At 55.7% G+C, this 14350-nt stretch carries 11 protein-coding genes; 3 read left to right on the top strand and 8 right to left on the bottom strand.

Going from position 1 to position 14350, the window contains the following annotated elements; all coding sequences use genetic code 11:
• Window positions 1-19: 19 nt before the first annotated feature.
• Window positions 20-1453, top strand: a complete 1434-nt coding sequence (locus tag KRAC_RS14545) for a glutamine synthetase family protein (protein WP_007908177.1) — start codon at window positions 20-22, stop codon at window positions 1451-1453.
• Between the two features lie 20 nt (window positions 1454-1473).
• On the opposite strand, the gene KRAC_RS14540 is transcribed toward KRAC_RS14545, so the two are convergent.
• The 6 genes from KRAC_RS14540 to KRAC_RS14515 all read right to left on the bottom strand — a co-directional run bounded on the left by KRAC_RS14540 (window position 1474) and on the right by KRAC_RS14515 (window position 7552).
• On the bottom strand, window positions 1474-2877 hold the full coding sequence (locus KRAC_RS14540; RefSeq protein WP_007908176.1) for an RNA-guided endonuclease InsQ/TnpB family protein: 1404 nt from the start codon (window positions 2875-2877) through the stop codon (window positions 1474-1476).
• Window positions 2878-3153: 276 nt separating this feature from the next.
• On the bottom strand, window positions 3154-4368 hold the full coding sequence (locus tag KRAC_RS14535; protein WP_040442543.1) for a hypothetical protein: 1215 nt from the start codon (window positions 4366-4368) through the stop codon (window positions 3154-3156).
• 87 nt (window positions 4369-4455) lie between these two features.
• Complete coding sequence (locus tag KRAC_RS14530; protein WP_007908174.1) at window positions 4456-5151, bottom strand: DUF2087 domain-containing protein; 696 nt, start codon at window positions 5149-5151, stop codon at window positions 4456-4458.
• Window positions 5152-5315: 164 nt separating this feature from the next.
• A complete protein-coding gene (locus KRAC_RS14525) occupies window positions 5316-6413 on the bottom strand; it encodes a glycosyltransferase family 4 protein (protein WP_007908173.1) in 1098 nt (365 codons plus the stop codon).
• On the bottom strand, window positions 6410-6820 hold the full coding sequence (locus tag KRAC_RS14520) for a 6-carboxytetrahydropterin synthase (protein WP_007908172.1): 411 nt from the start codon (window positions 6818-6820) through the stop codon (window positions 6410-6412). The genes KRAC_RS14525 and KRAC_RS14520 overlap by 4 nt, the downstream gene beginning before the upstream one ends.
• A gap of 21 nt (window positions 6821-6841) precedes the next feature.
• Window positions 6842-7552 (bottom strand): SDR family NAD(P)-dependent oxidoreductase, encoded by a 711-nt coding sequence (locus KRAC_RS14515; RefSeq protein WP_007908171.1) that lies wholly within the window; start codon window positions 7550-7552, stop codon window positions 6842-6844.
• A 534-nt stretch (window positions 7553-8086) separates the two neighbouring features.
• On the opposite strand from KRAC_RS14515, the gene iscB reads away from it, so the two are divergent.
• Window positions 8087-9403, top strand: a complete 1317-nt coding sequence (gene iscB / locus KRAC_RS14510) for an RNA-guided endonuclease IscB (protein WP_007908164.1) — start codon at window positions 8087-8089, stop codon at window positions 9401-9403.
• Window positions 9404-9770: 367 nt separating this feature from the next.
• Window positions 9771-11033 carry a DUF4388 domain-containing protein gene (locus KRAC_RS14505; RefSeq protein WP_007908163.1) on the top strand — a complete coding sequence of 421 codons (1263 nt, stop codon included), beginning with the start codon at window positions 9771-9773 and terminating at the stop codon, window positions 11031-11033.
• Between the two features lie 74 nt (window positions 11034-11107).
• On the opposite strand, the gene KRAC_RS14500 is transcribed toward KRAC_RS14505, so the two are convergent.
• Together KRAC_RS14500 and KRAC_RS14495 are read right to left on the bottom strand one after the other, a co-directional pair.
• The gene (locus tag KRAC_RS14500; RefSeq protein WP_007908161.1) at window positions 11108-12601 is read right to left on the bottom strand and encodes an aldehyde dehydrogenase family protein; all 1494 of its coding nucleotides are present in this window, start codon (window positions 12599-12601) and stop codon (window positions 11108-11110) included.
• 243 nt (window positions 12602-12844) lie between these two features.
• Complete coding sequence (locus KRAC_RS14495) at window positions 12845-14224, bottom strand: helix-turn-helix transcriptional regulator (protein ID WP_007908160.1); 1380 nt, start codon at window positions 14222-14224, stop codon at window positions 12845-12847.
• Between the last annotated feature and the right edge of the window lie 126 nt (window positions 14225-14350).

The following is a 14350-nucleotide window of genomic DNA, read 5'->3' as shown; positions in this document are numbered from 1 at the left end:
TGCAAAGAGGAGCAGTGATATGGCAGACGAACAGAATTACGCGAAGCAGACGGATATGTCTAAACGACACGATCAACAATATTACGACCAGGTAATGGCCCGCATTGAACATGAGCGGGTGCGTTTCATCAACCTGGAATTTACAGACGTGGTAGGGATGGCCAAGTGTGTGACTATCCCTGTCGAGCAGTTTAATGACTGCCTCACACATGGCAAATGGTTTGACGGCTCCTCAATTGAAGGCTTTGCGCGTGTCGCTGAAAGCGATATGTACCTATTTCCAGATCTCTCGACCTTCGCGATTCTTCCTGATAAAGTCCGCCTATCCTATACGGCGGAGGGCCATCGCAGCGACGATATCGGGAATGCGGACGTGGTTGCGCGTGTAATCTGTGATGTACGCACACCTGATGGCGAGCATTTTGATGGCGACCCGCGCGCGACCTTGATGCAGGCTTTGAACCTGGCGCGCGAGATGGGTTTTCAATATAAAGTTGCCCCCGAGCTGGAGTTTTTCTTGCTCAGCCTGGAGAACGAGACACCGAAGCCGTTGCCCCATGACCGACGTGGCTATTTCGATCTCTCGACCGACCTGGCCGCGACTGTACGGCGACAGATGGTCTACGCCCTGCATAAGATGGATATCAATATCGAGGCCAGCCACCATGAAGTTGCCGATGGTCAGCACGAGCTGGACTTTGAGATCGCCGACGCACTGCGCATCGCCGATGGCTTGATGACAGCGAAATATGTGCTCAAGGCTGTCGCGGCTCAACATAACCTCTACGCGACCTTCCTCCCCAAGCCCTTCTTTGGCGTGAACGGCTCGGGTTTACATATCCATCAGCAGTTGATTAATAGCTCGACGGGTCGCAATGCCTTCCTCAACCCCCAGGCTGACTATGCACTCTCCGAGGAGGGGCGCTGGTTTATCGCCGGTCAGCTGGCGCATGCGCCAGCCATGTGCGCCTTGCTCGCCCCCCTGGTCAACTCTTATAAGCGCCTGGTTGGCGGCTATGAGGCCCCGGTGGTTATCAACTGGGGGCGCATCAATCGCCAGGCCTTGATCCGTGTGCCACGCCTGGGAAGCGATTCCGAGAGCACGATGCGCGTTGAGCTGCGCTGTACTGATCCAAGCTGCAACCCCTATCTCGCGCTGGCGGTCATGTTGCGCGCTGGCCTGGACGGCATTCAGCGCAAGCTTACATTGCCAGCCGCTATGGACGAGAACCTCTTCCTGCATGACGAGGGTGACCGCCTACGTCCACGCGCGCCGATGCTGCCCGCGACCCTTGGCGAGGCCCTGGAGGCCCTGCGTGAGGACCCACTGATCCGCGAGACCCTGGGTGATGCCATCTATGAAGGCTTCCTGGATGCCAAGGGCATCGAGTGGACCGAGTATCGTGAGCAGGTCCACCCCTGGGAGATCCAGCGCTACCTTTCAGTGTTTTAGAAATGTGAAGTACCCCACGCCTAAAGGCGGGGGCTTCGACAGTGGTCGGCACCCTCCTTGGAGGGAACCGATCTCTGTGGGGCGCTTCCCACCCCGACCACCTTCCTGGTGGCTTTGCGTTTCTTGCGTTCGCGAATGGGTCCGTGCAGCTCATAGCGGCGCAGGATGTTGAGAGCGGCATTCTCATCGCGATCTAACTCAGCCCCACACGTGGGACAGGAATGCCATCGCACCGAGAGGTCTTTGGGGACCAGGACCCCGCAGCCACTGCACAGCTGACTCGTTTGCTGGGGCGCCACCTTCACCACCATGCCGCCAGCCTCTTCCGCTTTGCAGGCACACAGTGTGATGAACCGACCCCAGGCCGCATCCAGGATACTCTTGTTGAGGCCACCTTTGGCTGCCGCTCCATTGGGCAGATAGTGCGTCACCGCCGCTGCCGTGCCACTGTTGCTCCCCTGCAGAGGTGCAGGGGCTTCCGCAGGTTTGAGTTTGGGTCTTGCCGTCATATTGGGGATCTGCAACGCTTCAAACACCAGCATCCCATACTGATTGACCAACTGGCGCGACGCCTTATGCAGGAAGTCCTGTCGACGATGACGCACCTTGCGGTAGAGTCGCGTCAAGGCACGCTTGGCTCGGGCGCGTCGATGACTGCCCCGCTTACGCCGAGAGAGCCTGCGATGGGCCTCCTTGATCTGCTGCTCGGTGGAACGGTAGATGCGCGGATTGGCGATCTGTTCGCCTGTGGAGAGCGTGGCATAGGAGGTAATGCCCATATCAATGCCCACCGTCTTCGTGGAGGGATGCACCGGCGTTGCACCAATGGCCTGCTCCACGCTGAAAACCGCATACCATTGGTCGCCATCGTGTTTGATGGTGCAGCCTTTGATGGTGCCTTTGATGGGTCGATGCATCACCATCTTGAGATGCCCGATCTTCGAGAGCTTCAACCGACAGGTTTTCTTCTTCTTGGTGTCATGGGACGTGAGGGCGCCGATGATCTCATAGCCACTCTGTGGATAGGTGAAGGAGCGATAGCGAGCGTTGGATTTATAGCGTGGATAGCCTGGGGGTTGCCCCTCATCAACGCGCCGAAAGAAGGCCTTCATGGCTTTATCGAGGCGTCTCAATACATCCTGTTGGACCTGGGAATAGATCTCCTGATACTCGGGACGCTCCTCTTTGAGCTGAGGCAATTGCTCGGATTGCATGCCATAGGAGACCGAGACGCCTGCCATTTTGTAGGCGGCGGTGCGTTCTTCCAGGCTCGCATTGTAGAGCTCTTTACAGCGCCGAAGCGTCCAGAGAAGGGTGCCTTCTTGCTTGCGGGTGGGATACAGGCGATAGACAGAGGCTTTGACGCGCACCGGCAACGCTGTCTCATCTGGCTGTCGCTCTGGTGTCTCCCTCGCGTCTTCCATGTATCCCTCGCGTCTTCCATGTATCCCCTCCTCTCACGGCATTTCTGCTCACTTCGGTGCTGAGATCTTGTTACAGGTATAGAACAGGATTTCAAGAAGCAGTATACAGAAGCCTCGCTTTTCTGTCAAGCCCTCGCTTTTCTTTGTTGTCCCAACCACCCAAGCCACTCCCACAAGGAACGGCCCTTGTATCCCCATGGCTCAAGCCAGGGGTTTTACGGGCCGGTTTGATAAAAAGAGAAGGGGGGTCAGGCGCGCCTGGCCACCCTTCTCTTTTTATATAGGCTCCCTTTTTTGTAGGTCGGAGGGGAGCAGCGGCTCCTGGAGGAGGAGGCGGAAGTTGGCGAGGCGTTGTGGCCCTTGCAGATGAGGGCGTAGGAGCTGGGTACCATAATGGTAGCTGAAGATGTAGATGCGCTCGATGGGATCGCGTAGCGCGTCCAGGTCCGCGCCACCGCGCAGGTAGCGTATCATGTACTCTCGAACCTCTTCGTCTGGCTTGCTATCCTCTTGCATCAGAGCGGCGTTACAGGCTACGCCCTCCAGCATATTCTGTGCGTACATGATGCGTTCCTCTTCCAGAGGATTGCTATCCAGGTCTCGTCCGAGTTGGGTAGTGATCTGCTCGCCTAACCATTGATAAGCTTCCTCAGGCTCAAAGAGTATCTCGCGGGCCTGCATGGCAATGCCTTCGCTGATGACGATTGCAGGCGTTAGCAGGCACATGGTTGCTACTTCTTCGAAGCCGCGTTGGCGATAGAGGAACTGGTCCTTATGCACGAACTCGGTATGGTGGCCTGGATAGCACTCGTGACAGAGCGTATCGAACTGCCGGTAGAGCTTGGGTGGTACGTTTTTGTTGAGTTCGATGCATGAGCGATAGTTTCCCTGGTAGAAGCAGCCGCCACCGAAGCGCATATCTTCAGGAAAATGCAGGTCCAGTGTCTCGCCCTCGGGCAGGCCGATGCGTTCAGCTGTGCGTCGGCGTAGCTCGGCAAGGATAGTCGGTACGATTTGTGTCAGGAGATCACGCTTCTCCCAGGGAAGCTCGCGCCGTCGATGCCAGGCGCGAAGGCGATCAAAGATAGTGCCTTTCCCTGGTAATACCTCATCATGGATGCGACGTGCCTCCTCGAAATAGCTATCCGGTATATAGCTGGGGCGAATATCCAGGCATCGCTCAACCAGGTCGCGCAACGGGATCTGCTCGCCGCACAGCAGGCGGCATATGGTCTCTAATGAGCGCATATTGGCCTTGAGCACATGTTTACGCTCGATGGAGAAGTCCTGCTGCGGAAGCTGGGTGGTGAGCCTCTGGGCGGCTTCAAGCAGAGCCTGTGGTTCTTGCATAGCCTCGGCCTCAATCGTCGTTTTCCACTCTGGCGGACCAAAGTAGCCATCCACAAAAGGCGAAAAGGAGATTTTCTTTAGGCGCTTGTGCATGCGCAAGGCCAGGTAGGTATAGTCGCGCGTCCATGCTGCTGTCATCATGCTGTCCTTTCATTAGTCAAGTATAATTACCGCTGTTATGATAGGAAAAAGAGCAGACCTTTTCTCATCATATCCACCATAATGCTCTCACGCTTCCTGGGAGTGAGGCGGACGAATCAGCCAGTAGCGCCCGTTCTCGCGCATCATGAGCTTCTGGTTGATCAGCTCGCGGCGGATGAGCGGTACATCGATGTAAATGGGCTTGAGGATGGCATTGACCTCGGTCTCTTCATAGATGTGCCCCCATTCAAAGGTGCGGGCGATCTTCTCCATGATGTAGCGCCTGCCCTGGGTGCCGCGTGGAATGCTGAGCAGGCGTTCGCCGTCGAAGAAGGAGGACTCCACCATTTGGCGATCATCTTCCTGTGTAGGATTCACCAGGGCATTTGTGTCCTGAAGTTCTGCGCCAATGCTACGTAGGTGCTCCAGGGTGAGAAGCGAGCTGGCCTGTTTGAAGCCCTCAGTTTCCAACTCATAGTGATGGTAGTTGTTCTCCTTGCGCACCTTGACCAGGCCCGCACCGCGCAGGAGGGCCATATGATGCGAGATGGTAGGTGTCGAGACGTCCAGTTGCTCCGCCAGTTCCTGCCCATACATTGAGCGCTGGGCTAAGAGCGCCAGGATGCGCACACGCATAGGGTCTGCGATGGCGCGCCCCAGGCGAATAAGCGGCTCGGCCTTCTCCAGGCCATAGCGCATCCGTGCCATACCATAGTTTGTATCGGCCTGGCGCTCATTCTGGCGCTGTTCGCGTTGCTGCTGCACAATGTCTTCTTCTCGCATTGCCATTCTCCTTCTTGCGCTGAATATGTGACCAGATAGGCGAATTGCTAGTTGTATAAATGTCTAATTATATGATAATTAAATTACCCACTTTTGTCAAGAGGGGGACGGCGTTGGGGGAAACGAAACTTCATGCGCCAGCGGCGCATGAAGTTTCGTTCAGGTTACTTAAGTGCTGTCTGGTAAGCTTGTTCATGTTGTTCAAGCATGGAGGTGAAAGAGAAATGGTGTTCTACATGCTGACGGCAGGCGGCGCGTTGTATTGAGGCCAGTTCGGCCACCTGGTGCGCGGCCTGGAATGTATCGCCGGGCCTGATTAAATACCCGGTCTCGCCATGCTTGATTACTTCTGCCGCAGCCCCGCGCTCGAAGGCCAGCACGGGCGTACCACACGCCATAGCCTCAATCATGGTCAGGCCGAACGGCTCGTCCCAGGTGCTGGTAAAGAGTAGGCCACGCGCCTGCCCCATGAGTTGCCAGAGCTCATGTTGCTCAAGCGATCCCAGGTAACGTGCTCTCTCTCCCATTTCCTGTAGTCGTGGTGCAATGCGTTGCTCATAATAAGCCTGGTCATAGATGCCACCTGCCAGGAGCAGGGGAACGTTCGCGCGTTCAGCGATCTCCAGTGCCGCCTCAACCCCTTTCTCGGGAGTGATGCGCCCGGCGAAGAGCAGCGCCGCGTCTGGCTCAATATATGGTGCGAAATGAATAACGTCGGTATCGAGGCCATTATAGATAATGTGGTCAAAGGGGGTGTAGGGTTCGTAGGTGCGCGCGCAGGCCTGGGAGACCGTAATCAGCCTCAGGGGATGGCCTTGCAGGTGGAGCAGGTGGAGCGCCTCGTTGATCTCTGGCGTGACTGCGGGCAGGTGAATAGTGTGTATCACAGGAATGGCTGTCAGGAGGGCGCTCAGCGTAAAGGCGGGCCAATCGAAGGCATGGGCATGAACGAGGTCAAACTCATGCTGACGCTGGCGCAGGTGAAGGAAGAGATCGAGAAAGATATTAGCTTGCGCGAAGAAGCCGGGGTCTGCTAGACGCTCCTGAGAGGGACCGGAGAAGCGTGCCGGAACGACGCTGTCAGGGACGACAAGCTCTTCAATCTTAATTCCCGGCACCGCTGATCCCTGGCGCGCGAACAGCGTGACCTCGTGTCCACGCTGTTGTAGTCCCTGGGCGAGTTGTGCCACCATGGCCTGTGAGCCGCCCAGGAAGGGCTGTGCGATGGGGGTGACGATAGGGGCAATAAGCGCTATCCTCATGCCTCTAGCCCTCGATAGGAGGCGTAGTTGTTCTCGGTTTCGTGAAGCGTGATCTCGTAGAGCCGTCCCTCGAAGGCTGGTGCCAGGCGCTCCCAGAATTTGATAACCAGCATCTCGGCGGTAGGGATAACCCCCTCCAGCCAGGCGACATCGTAATTGAGATGCTTATGATCCACCCCATCCACGACGAGCTCATTGATGATACGCTTCATATCCGTCAAATTGAGAACCATCCCGGTCGTAGGTTCTGGCTCGCCGCGAACCGTCACTTCCAGGATATAGTTATGCCCGTGTCCATGGGGATTGGCGCATTTATCGTAAACGTTGTAGTTTTCATCCTCTGAGAGATATTCGCTCCACAGGCGGTGTGCGGCACTAAAGGTCACCCGCCTTGTGAGATATACCATTTCAGTCTCCTTGCTTGGATTCTAGGCATTGGTAAAGAGTTCGATATTGCTCCCGTTGAATTTGCTCCCACTTTCATCATCCGCCAGGAAGAGGAGAATTTTGGCGAGTTCTTCGGGGGTCATGCCTGCCTTTAGATGAGGCGCGGCCTGGCGCAGCATATCGGTATCGATGGCGCCCGGGCTGACGGCACAGACGCGGATATTGTATGGTTTTCCCTCTACCGCGAGGATTTCTGTCAAGCTGGCTACACCTGATTTAGAGACGTTGTATGCGCTCAAGCCGGGGAACTTCTCTACCCCTTTCACGCCAGAGAGGGAGGAGATGTTGATAATGACTCCCTGTTTCTGACCAGCCATCAGACGAAAGGCTTCATGGCAACAGAGGAAGGTGCCGCGCAGATTGACGTTTAGGACGCGATCCCAGGTCGCGCTATCCATCTGGAGAAATGGGCATACCAGGACCACGCCAGCGCAGTTGACCAGGATATCGATGCGCCCGAAGCGCTCGCTTACCGCCGTGAAGAGTGCATGGACATCTTCATCCTGTGAGACATCGCCTGCTACAACCAGTGCCTCACCTCCCTGCTCCTGGATCTCGTGTGCACAGGACTCAAGCGTCTCGCGTGTACGGCCAAAGAGCGCGACTTTCGCGCCCTCGTGTGCAAACAACTGCGCAGTGGCGCGTCCAACGCCTCGCCCCGCACCCGTTATAATAGCGACTTTATCTTTCATGCTCATGCCTGCATTATAACATCCAGGGAATTGTGCCTGTCAGCCAGGCAAGCCTTTGGGTAGAATGTGTGCTGGGAAACGGTTTTTGCCCGTTTCCCAGCACACATTGGTACTATCTCTGTATCTGCTTCTTTTGCCGGAACGTGTTTAACATTGAAAAATGTAGATTTTTGATGTAGTATGGGTCAGAGGTTGAGATGTATGTTGCGTCGATGTTATGCTGAGTAATAGTCATGGACCCCGGTTTGAAAACCGGGGCTTGCAAGAAGTTTGAACGCTTCTTGTAACCCCCAACGGTTGGCAAGCTGAAACATGACCAGATCCAGCCACCGCTCTTCTTCGGAGGAGCGATGGGGCTACGTTATCAGGAAGTGTCAACGTTCGTACCGGAGGATGCGCGGCCAGTCTTCCGCTCTACAACCAGCAGGTTAAACAGACCGTGGGTATAGTCAGTGCTTGCTGGATGTACCGCCTGATAACATCATCGAGGCCACCATCACCCGAGCAATCGGAGGCTCTGAAAGGAGCAAGCACATGAGCCACGTTTTTGTCATCGATGCCAACAAGCAACCGCTCAATCCGGTCCATCCTGCAAGGGCACGCGTATTGCTCTCGCAAGGGAAGGCGGCAGTACTGAAACGCTTTCCTTTTACCATCATCCTCAACGTTGCGATAGATGCTCCAGTCGTTGAAGAACTGCGGATCAAGATTGACCCAGGCTCAAAGACCACAGGCATAGCTCTCGTCAACGACCAGTCGGGTGAAGTCGTCTTTGCGGCTGAACTCCATCATCGTGGAGCAAATATCAAAGAGGCGCTCGATGATCGAAGAACCGTCAGATATTCACGACGCCGACGCCATACACGCTACAGAAAAGCGAGATGGCAGAATCGGAGGCGACGCGAGGGCTGGTTGCCGCCATCGCTTACTAGCAGGATCAGCAATGTACTGACCTGGGTGAAGCGTCTGCGCAACCTTTGCCCGATCACAGCAATGAGCATGGAGCTCGTGAAGTTTGATATGCAAGCGATGGAGAACCCCGATATCCAGGGATGGGAGTATCAACAAGGCACACTGGCAGGCTATGAACTCCGTGAGTACCTGCTAGAGAAGTGGAACCGAATGTGTGCGTATTGCGGCAAGGGCAATGTCCCTTTGCAAGTGGAGCACATTGTGCCTCGTGCCAACAAGGGCACGCATCGCGTCAGTAACTTGACGCTCGCATGCGAGAAGTGTAACCAGGCCAAGGGAACGCAGGACATCAAAGACTTTCTCAAGAAGAAACCAGCGATGCTCAAGCACATTCTTGCTCAGGCAAAAGCCCCGCTCAAAGATGCCGCAGCGGTCAATGCCACCCGTTGGGAGTTGTTCAGAGGGCTACAAGCGTTAGGGCTGCCAATCGAATGTGGTTCTGGCGGGTTAACGAAGTACAACAGGACGACACGTGAGCTTCCAAAAACGCACTGGATAGACGCGGCGTGTGTCGGTCAGAGCACTCCTGAGTACCTGAACACCACAGGGATCTCTTCCTTGCTGATCACGGCGACGGGCTATGGCAAGAGACAACTGTGTGGCGTAGATAAGCATGGTTTTCCTCAGCGCCATCGACAACGCAAAAAGGTGCATCATGGGTATCAGACGGGTGACCTGGTGCGAGCGGTAGTACCAGAGGGATTTGCGGCAGCAGGGAGACATGTGGGGCGCGTCTTAGCACGAGCAACGGGATCTTTTGATCTGAGAACCGCACGTGGGCGCATAGAAGGAGTCCCTGTGCGCTATTGTCGTCCTCTTCATCGCAATGATGGATATAGCTACCACAGCACGAGAGGCGGCAATTCCTCCCCGCTCTAAAGAGGCGGGGCTTCCTTGCCGCTTCTCTGTGACAAGGTTGATGCAGGTTGGGGGGATGGCTTGTTCTACTCTACCGCGTACATGGATACCAGTTGTATGCCTGGGCTACTTGTTGGAACATGTGGGGCTTGCTATAATTGCTCGAGATTGAGCGTTCTCTGCTGTGACCAGGAGAGGGATATCTCTCGTACCGCATCGTATAATTGCCATTGTATGAGTGCCTAGTACGACTTTCAGAATTATGATCTTATTCCGAAACCCAACGTCACTGGCGTGCCTAGCGCTTCGCGCTCAGGGTTTTCGGATCAGAAGTATCATGACATCGACGTTGTAACGTTTTCGCGACGACCTGACGCATGGGGGGATTATGAGCACAGGCACGGTACTGTCGGGTTCATTAAAAGACTTTGGGTTGGTAGAAGTTTTACAGGTTGTGGAACTGGGTGGAATGACTGGTGCGATTCACTTAAAACAGAGCCAGGGCCGGATGGGCATTCTCTATTTCAATGAGGGCAAGCTCGCCAATTGCAGTGAGTTTGATCCCAGTGCACTCACACTTGGCGATGTGTTGCAGCAGTTAGGTATGACCACCTACCACCAGATTGAGCAGGCCTTCGCGCAGCAATTACAGGACCCCATTGGCAAACGCATTGGTGAGCGCTTGATGATGATGGGCGCTATCACCGAGAAACAATTGAATGAAGCATTGCGCATGAAGACCCTGTGGACTGCGCGCGAATTGAGCCTCTGGATCGATGGTACCTATGAGTTTATTGCCAGCCAGAATGTGCAAAAGCTTTTGCCGCATGGCGAATCTTCGCTGAATATCGATGTGATGCGCGTCACCATGGATATGGTGCGTTATAGCGATGAGTGGCAGGAACTGCGCAACTTTCTCCCCATGGGCATACGGACTATGTTACAACTCTCCCCCGCGATTCCCTATACCATTCGCTTCGATCTGCGCAGCCTGGAACTCTTCACGCATGTGAATCTCTATCGTCGCATACGCCGCATTGCGACCGCTATTCGCCGACCTGAGATGGAGGTCGCGCGTGAGCTGGGACAGCTCGTGCAGCAGAAGTTTCTGCAACCTGTCTACCAGGATACAACTCCCCGCACCAATGGCAGCAAGATGCGCCTCCCCGATCCCGCCGAAAAGCTGCGCCTGGAAAACTTTGCACTGCTTGACTTGCTTAGCCGTATGGAGCAGGAGTGGGATAAGCGCAAGACTCCGATGGAACAGCTCGCGGCCCTGGTTGATTTCGTCAACTGGACCATGGATGCCCTGGCCGAGACCTGCCGTGCCAATGGCATCACCCTGGATAGCAATGCGCTTCTGCAACTCATGCATAATGAGCAGGTGGATCGCCTGGGCAACTACACATTTCGCGTGGAGCAGAATCACATCGATGTTGAGGACTTCACACGCCTCTGCTATGACGTGATGAGTGGAAAGATGCAGCAGGCCGAGCATTTCTATAACGAGGCCTCCATGCTGCTACACCACCTGCTCTGTAGCCTCTTCGAGATGATCAATGCCCGTGTGGCCAATCCCCGGGAGCGCATGGAGAATCAGGAGGTTTGGGAGGCCATGTTCGAGCAATTCTCGCTAGTAAGCAGCTCTTGATTTCAGGCAAAAAAGCAGGCGCCGATCCAGGATCGACGCCTGCTTTTTTGCCTGAAAGATGCCTTATGTTCGATTTATTTCGCGGGAGGATAGGAGACGAAGACGCTCTTGGTCTCGCTAAACTCCTCTACGGCATATGAACCCAGTTCGCGGTGGCCATTACCGCTACTCTTCATGCCGCCGAAGGGCAGGTGAATTTCGGAGCCGGTGGTGCCCGCGTTGATGTAGACCAGCCCGGCCTCGATATCGCGGATGGCACGGAAGGTCAGGCGCGAGTTCTCGGTAAAGATGGCGGTCGAGAGGCCGTACTCTGTGCCGTTGGCCACGTCTATAGCCTCTTCGTAGCCTGCGACGGGAATGACCGCGACGAAAGGACCAAAGACCTCCTCGCGCGCGATGCGCATCTCTGGGCTTACCTCGTTGAAGATTGTGGGCTTGTAGAAGGCCCCCTCCTGGTAGACGTCCTCGGTCAGCGGCGTGCCGCCATAGACGAGCTTTGCGCCCTCCTGCTGGCCAATTTCCGTGTAGGCATGGACCGCGGGTACGCGCCCCGTGTTGACCAGGGGACCCATCTCGACCTGGCTATCCAGGCCATCGCCAATGCGCAGACGTTCCGCCGCCGCGGTGAGGCGCTCGGTGAAGGCCTTCTGAACTGAGCGCTGGACAATGACGCGGCTGGTGGCGGTACAGCGTTGTCCTGTGGTGCCAAAAGCACCCATGGCCACACTGGTGGCGGCCAGGTCCAGGTCGGCATCTTCGAGCACGATGACAGCGTTCTTGCCCCCCAGCTCAAGCGCGCAGCGGCGCAGATCGCGTCCACAGATCTCTGAGACCTGTCGACCAACCTCGGTTGAGCCGGTGAGGGAGATCATATTGACGCGTTTATGGCTGGCCAGGGCATTGCCCAGTGTGCCACCGGAGCCAGTGACAACGTTTAGCACGCCATCGGGCAGGCCTGCCTGTTGCAGCAGTTCGGCCAGTTTGAGGGTCAGCGCGGGTGTATCGCTGGCGGGCTTTAGGACCACGGCGTTGCCTGCCAGGAGAGCCGGAAGCGTCTTCCAGACCGGAATGGCCAGGGGGAAGTTCCACGGCGTAATAATGCCGACAATGCCCAACGGATGGCGTACCGTCATGCAGAATTTATTAGGAAGACCCGATGGAATGGTCTCGCCCTCGGGGCGGCGTCCCTCGCCAGCGATAAATTTGGCAACATCTATGGAAACCTGGACCTCGCCCAGCGTCTCTTTGAGGATTTTGCCCATCTCGCGCGTCATGAGGGTCGCGAGTTCTTCGCGCTGCTGCTCAAAGAGGCGAGCCAGGCGGAAGAGGACCTCGCCGCGCTCGGGTGCGGGCGTAGCGGCCCAGCCCTTCTGTGCCTGGGTGGCGGCCTCAATGGCGTCTTCCAGATCTTCAACGGTTGATTTTTGATAGCTGCCAATGATATCGCTGGTGCGAGCGGGATTGGTGCTGATAAAGGTCTCACCGCCGCGTGAAGCGCGCCATTGGCCCGCGATAAAGTTCTTGTAGTCTTGTCCTGACGTGGTGGAAATAGAGGATGAGAGTGACATTGAGAAAGGCTCCTCGACGAATTTCCCAATCTCCTTTGATTGGGACTAGCTTCGCGGTCCCCTTTTATGGGTGGACTAAACGAATGCATCCGCTTACGAGAGTGTAGGTGGTTAAGTGGCATTATTTGCCTGTCGACATTATATCAGCCTACACGTTAGTGCGTCGAGGAAGTTAAGAAGTCATGTGCAGTTGTGAGTTGCGCGCATGCGCGCAACTCACAACTGCACATGACTTCCTTTCTTTTAAGCTTGAGCGATGAGGGGGCGTATGGCGAGGAGCTTCTCATCCAGTTGTTTGACATCGGGGAGGCCTTTCCAGGGTTCCAGGGCGTGATTGAGATCGTTCAGGCGTTGCAAGACGCGGGCGGATTTCACCTGTTTGAGTGTTTCAAGGGCCAGGTCGATGTAGTAGAGCGTACCCTCGATCTCGCCTAGCTGTAGGTAGGCGGAGGCAATATCGGTGAGGACGATAGTTCGATGGCGTGTGCGCGCGCCGTCCATATGCTGAAGAGCCGCTCGTAGAGCCGAAAGAGCTGCTTTTGGGCGCTGGAGCTTCAAGTTGCATACTCCCTGGTAGCCGAGGAGTACGATATGGGAGAAGCGTGTGTGTGCATTTTCGCCGCTACGTCGGGATTCATGTTGCTCCAGGAAGTATTCCGCCTTTTGCAGGGCTTGCATGCTGTCCTGGGTCTGGCGGAGATTGGCGTATGCCTCTGCCTCGATGGAGGCCAGCCACGCCTGCGTGATGGAGGGGGCATTGCGCCTGGCAATGACATTTGCTTGTTGCAGCCAGGGGATGGCTTTTTCTGGCTTCTCCTCATAGATAGGGATAAAGCTCCGGCGTCCCAGGAGGGTCACTTGCATTAGGGGATTTTGCATGACGCGCGCTGCCTCCAGCCCTACTGCATAGTAGCGGTCGGCCTGCTCGCTCTCCTTCATGTCGAAGAGAAGCTCGCCCGCGATCTGCGTAAGTTCAGCTGCGACGCTGGCGATGCGTATGCGTTGCTCGGTGGCAAGGGTTGTTGAGAGGAGTTGCGTGACGATTTCCAGGCGTTGGAGCACATATTGCAAGAGGCTTTGGGAAAAGGTGCCAAGCATTGTAGGGAGGACACGCCAGCTATCGCGCACAATGGCCTCCAGGTGCAGGAGTGTTTCATTGTCCATGTTGGATGGTTGGGCGAGGACTCGCGAGAGGCGTTCCCAGAGTGGTGGATAGAGTAATGGTGAGGAGGAGGCCGCCAGCGAGGTGCCAGTGATGCCCAGAGCCTGGAGAAAGTCGCGCCGGGATTGCTCCATATCGGAGCTCTCTAGCTCCTGGACAGCCAGGGCCTGACCACGAATGAGCATCCGCGAGCGCGTTTGTGAAGGTGCAGGCTCTAAAGCTTCGTCTTCGCCATGTCTCCCTTTGTGCTGCTCGCGCTTGTCATTGACCAGTCCCAGGGCATCTGAGGTCATGTGAAAATATGCGCAGAGGCGGCGACGTGAATCTGCGTTGATGGGCTTATTTTGCTCGGCGCGCATAATGGTCTGGGGGGCGACACCTGTTTCCAGGGCCAGGCGTTTTTGCGTAAGGTTGAAGCTCTGGCGGGCGACACGTAATGGATGGATGGCGTGATCATTCATATTTCCTCTTCCCTTTCCACATATCCTGATTTCCTCGTCGTCGACACACTACGAACATCTGTATAACTTTGTTTTGCAATGTGTTTTATTTGTTGTATCATAACATAAAAATATATAAAAGCCGGT

This window comes from Ktedonobacter racemifer DSM 44963 (assembly GCF_000178855.1).
GTDB lineage: Bacteria > Chloroflexota > Ktedonobacteria > Ktedonobacterales > Ktedonobacteraceae > Ktedonobacter > Ktedonobacter racemifer.
The sequence above is the reverse complement of the archived record's forward strand: the minus strand, read 5'-3'. Positions and strand labels throughout refer to the sequence as shown.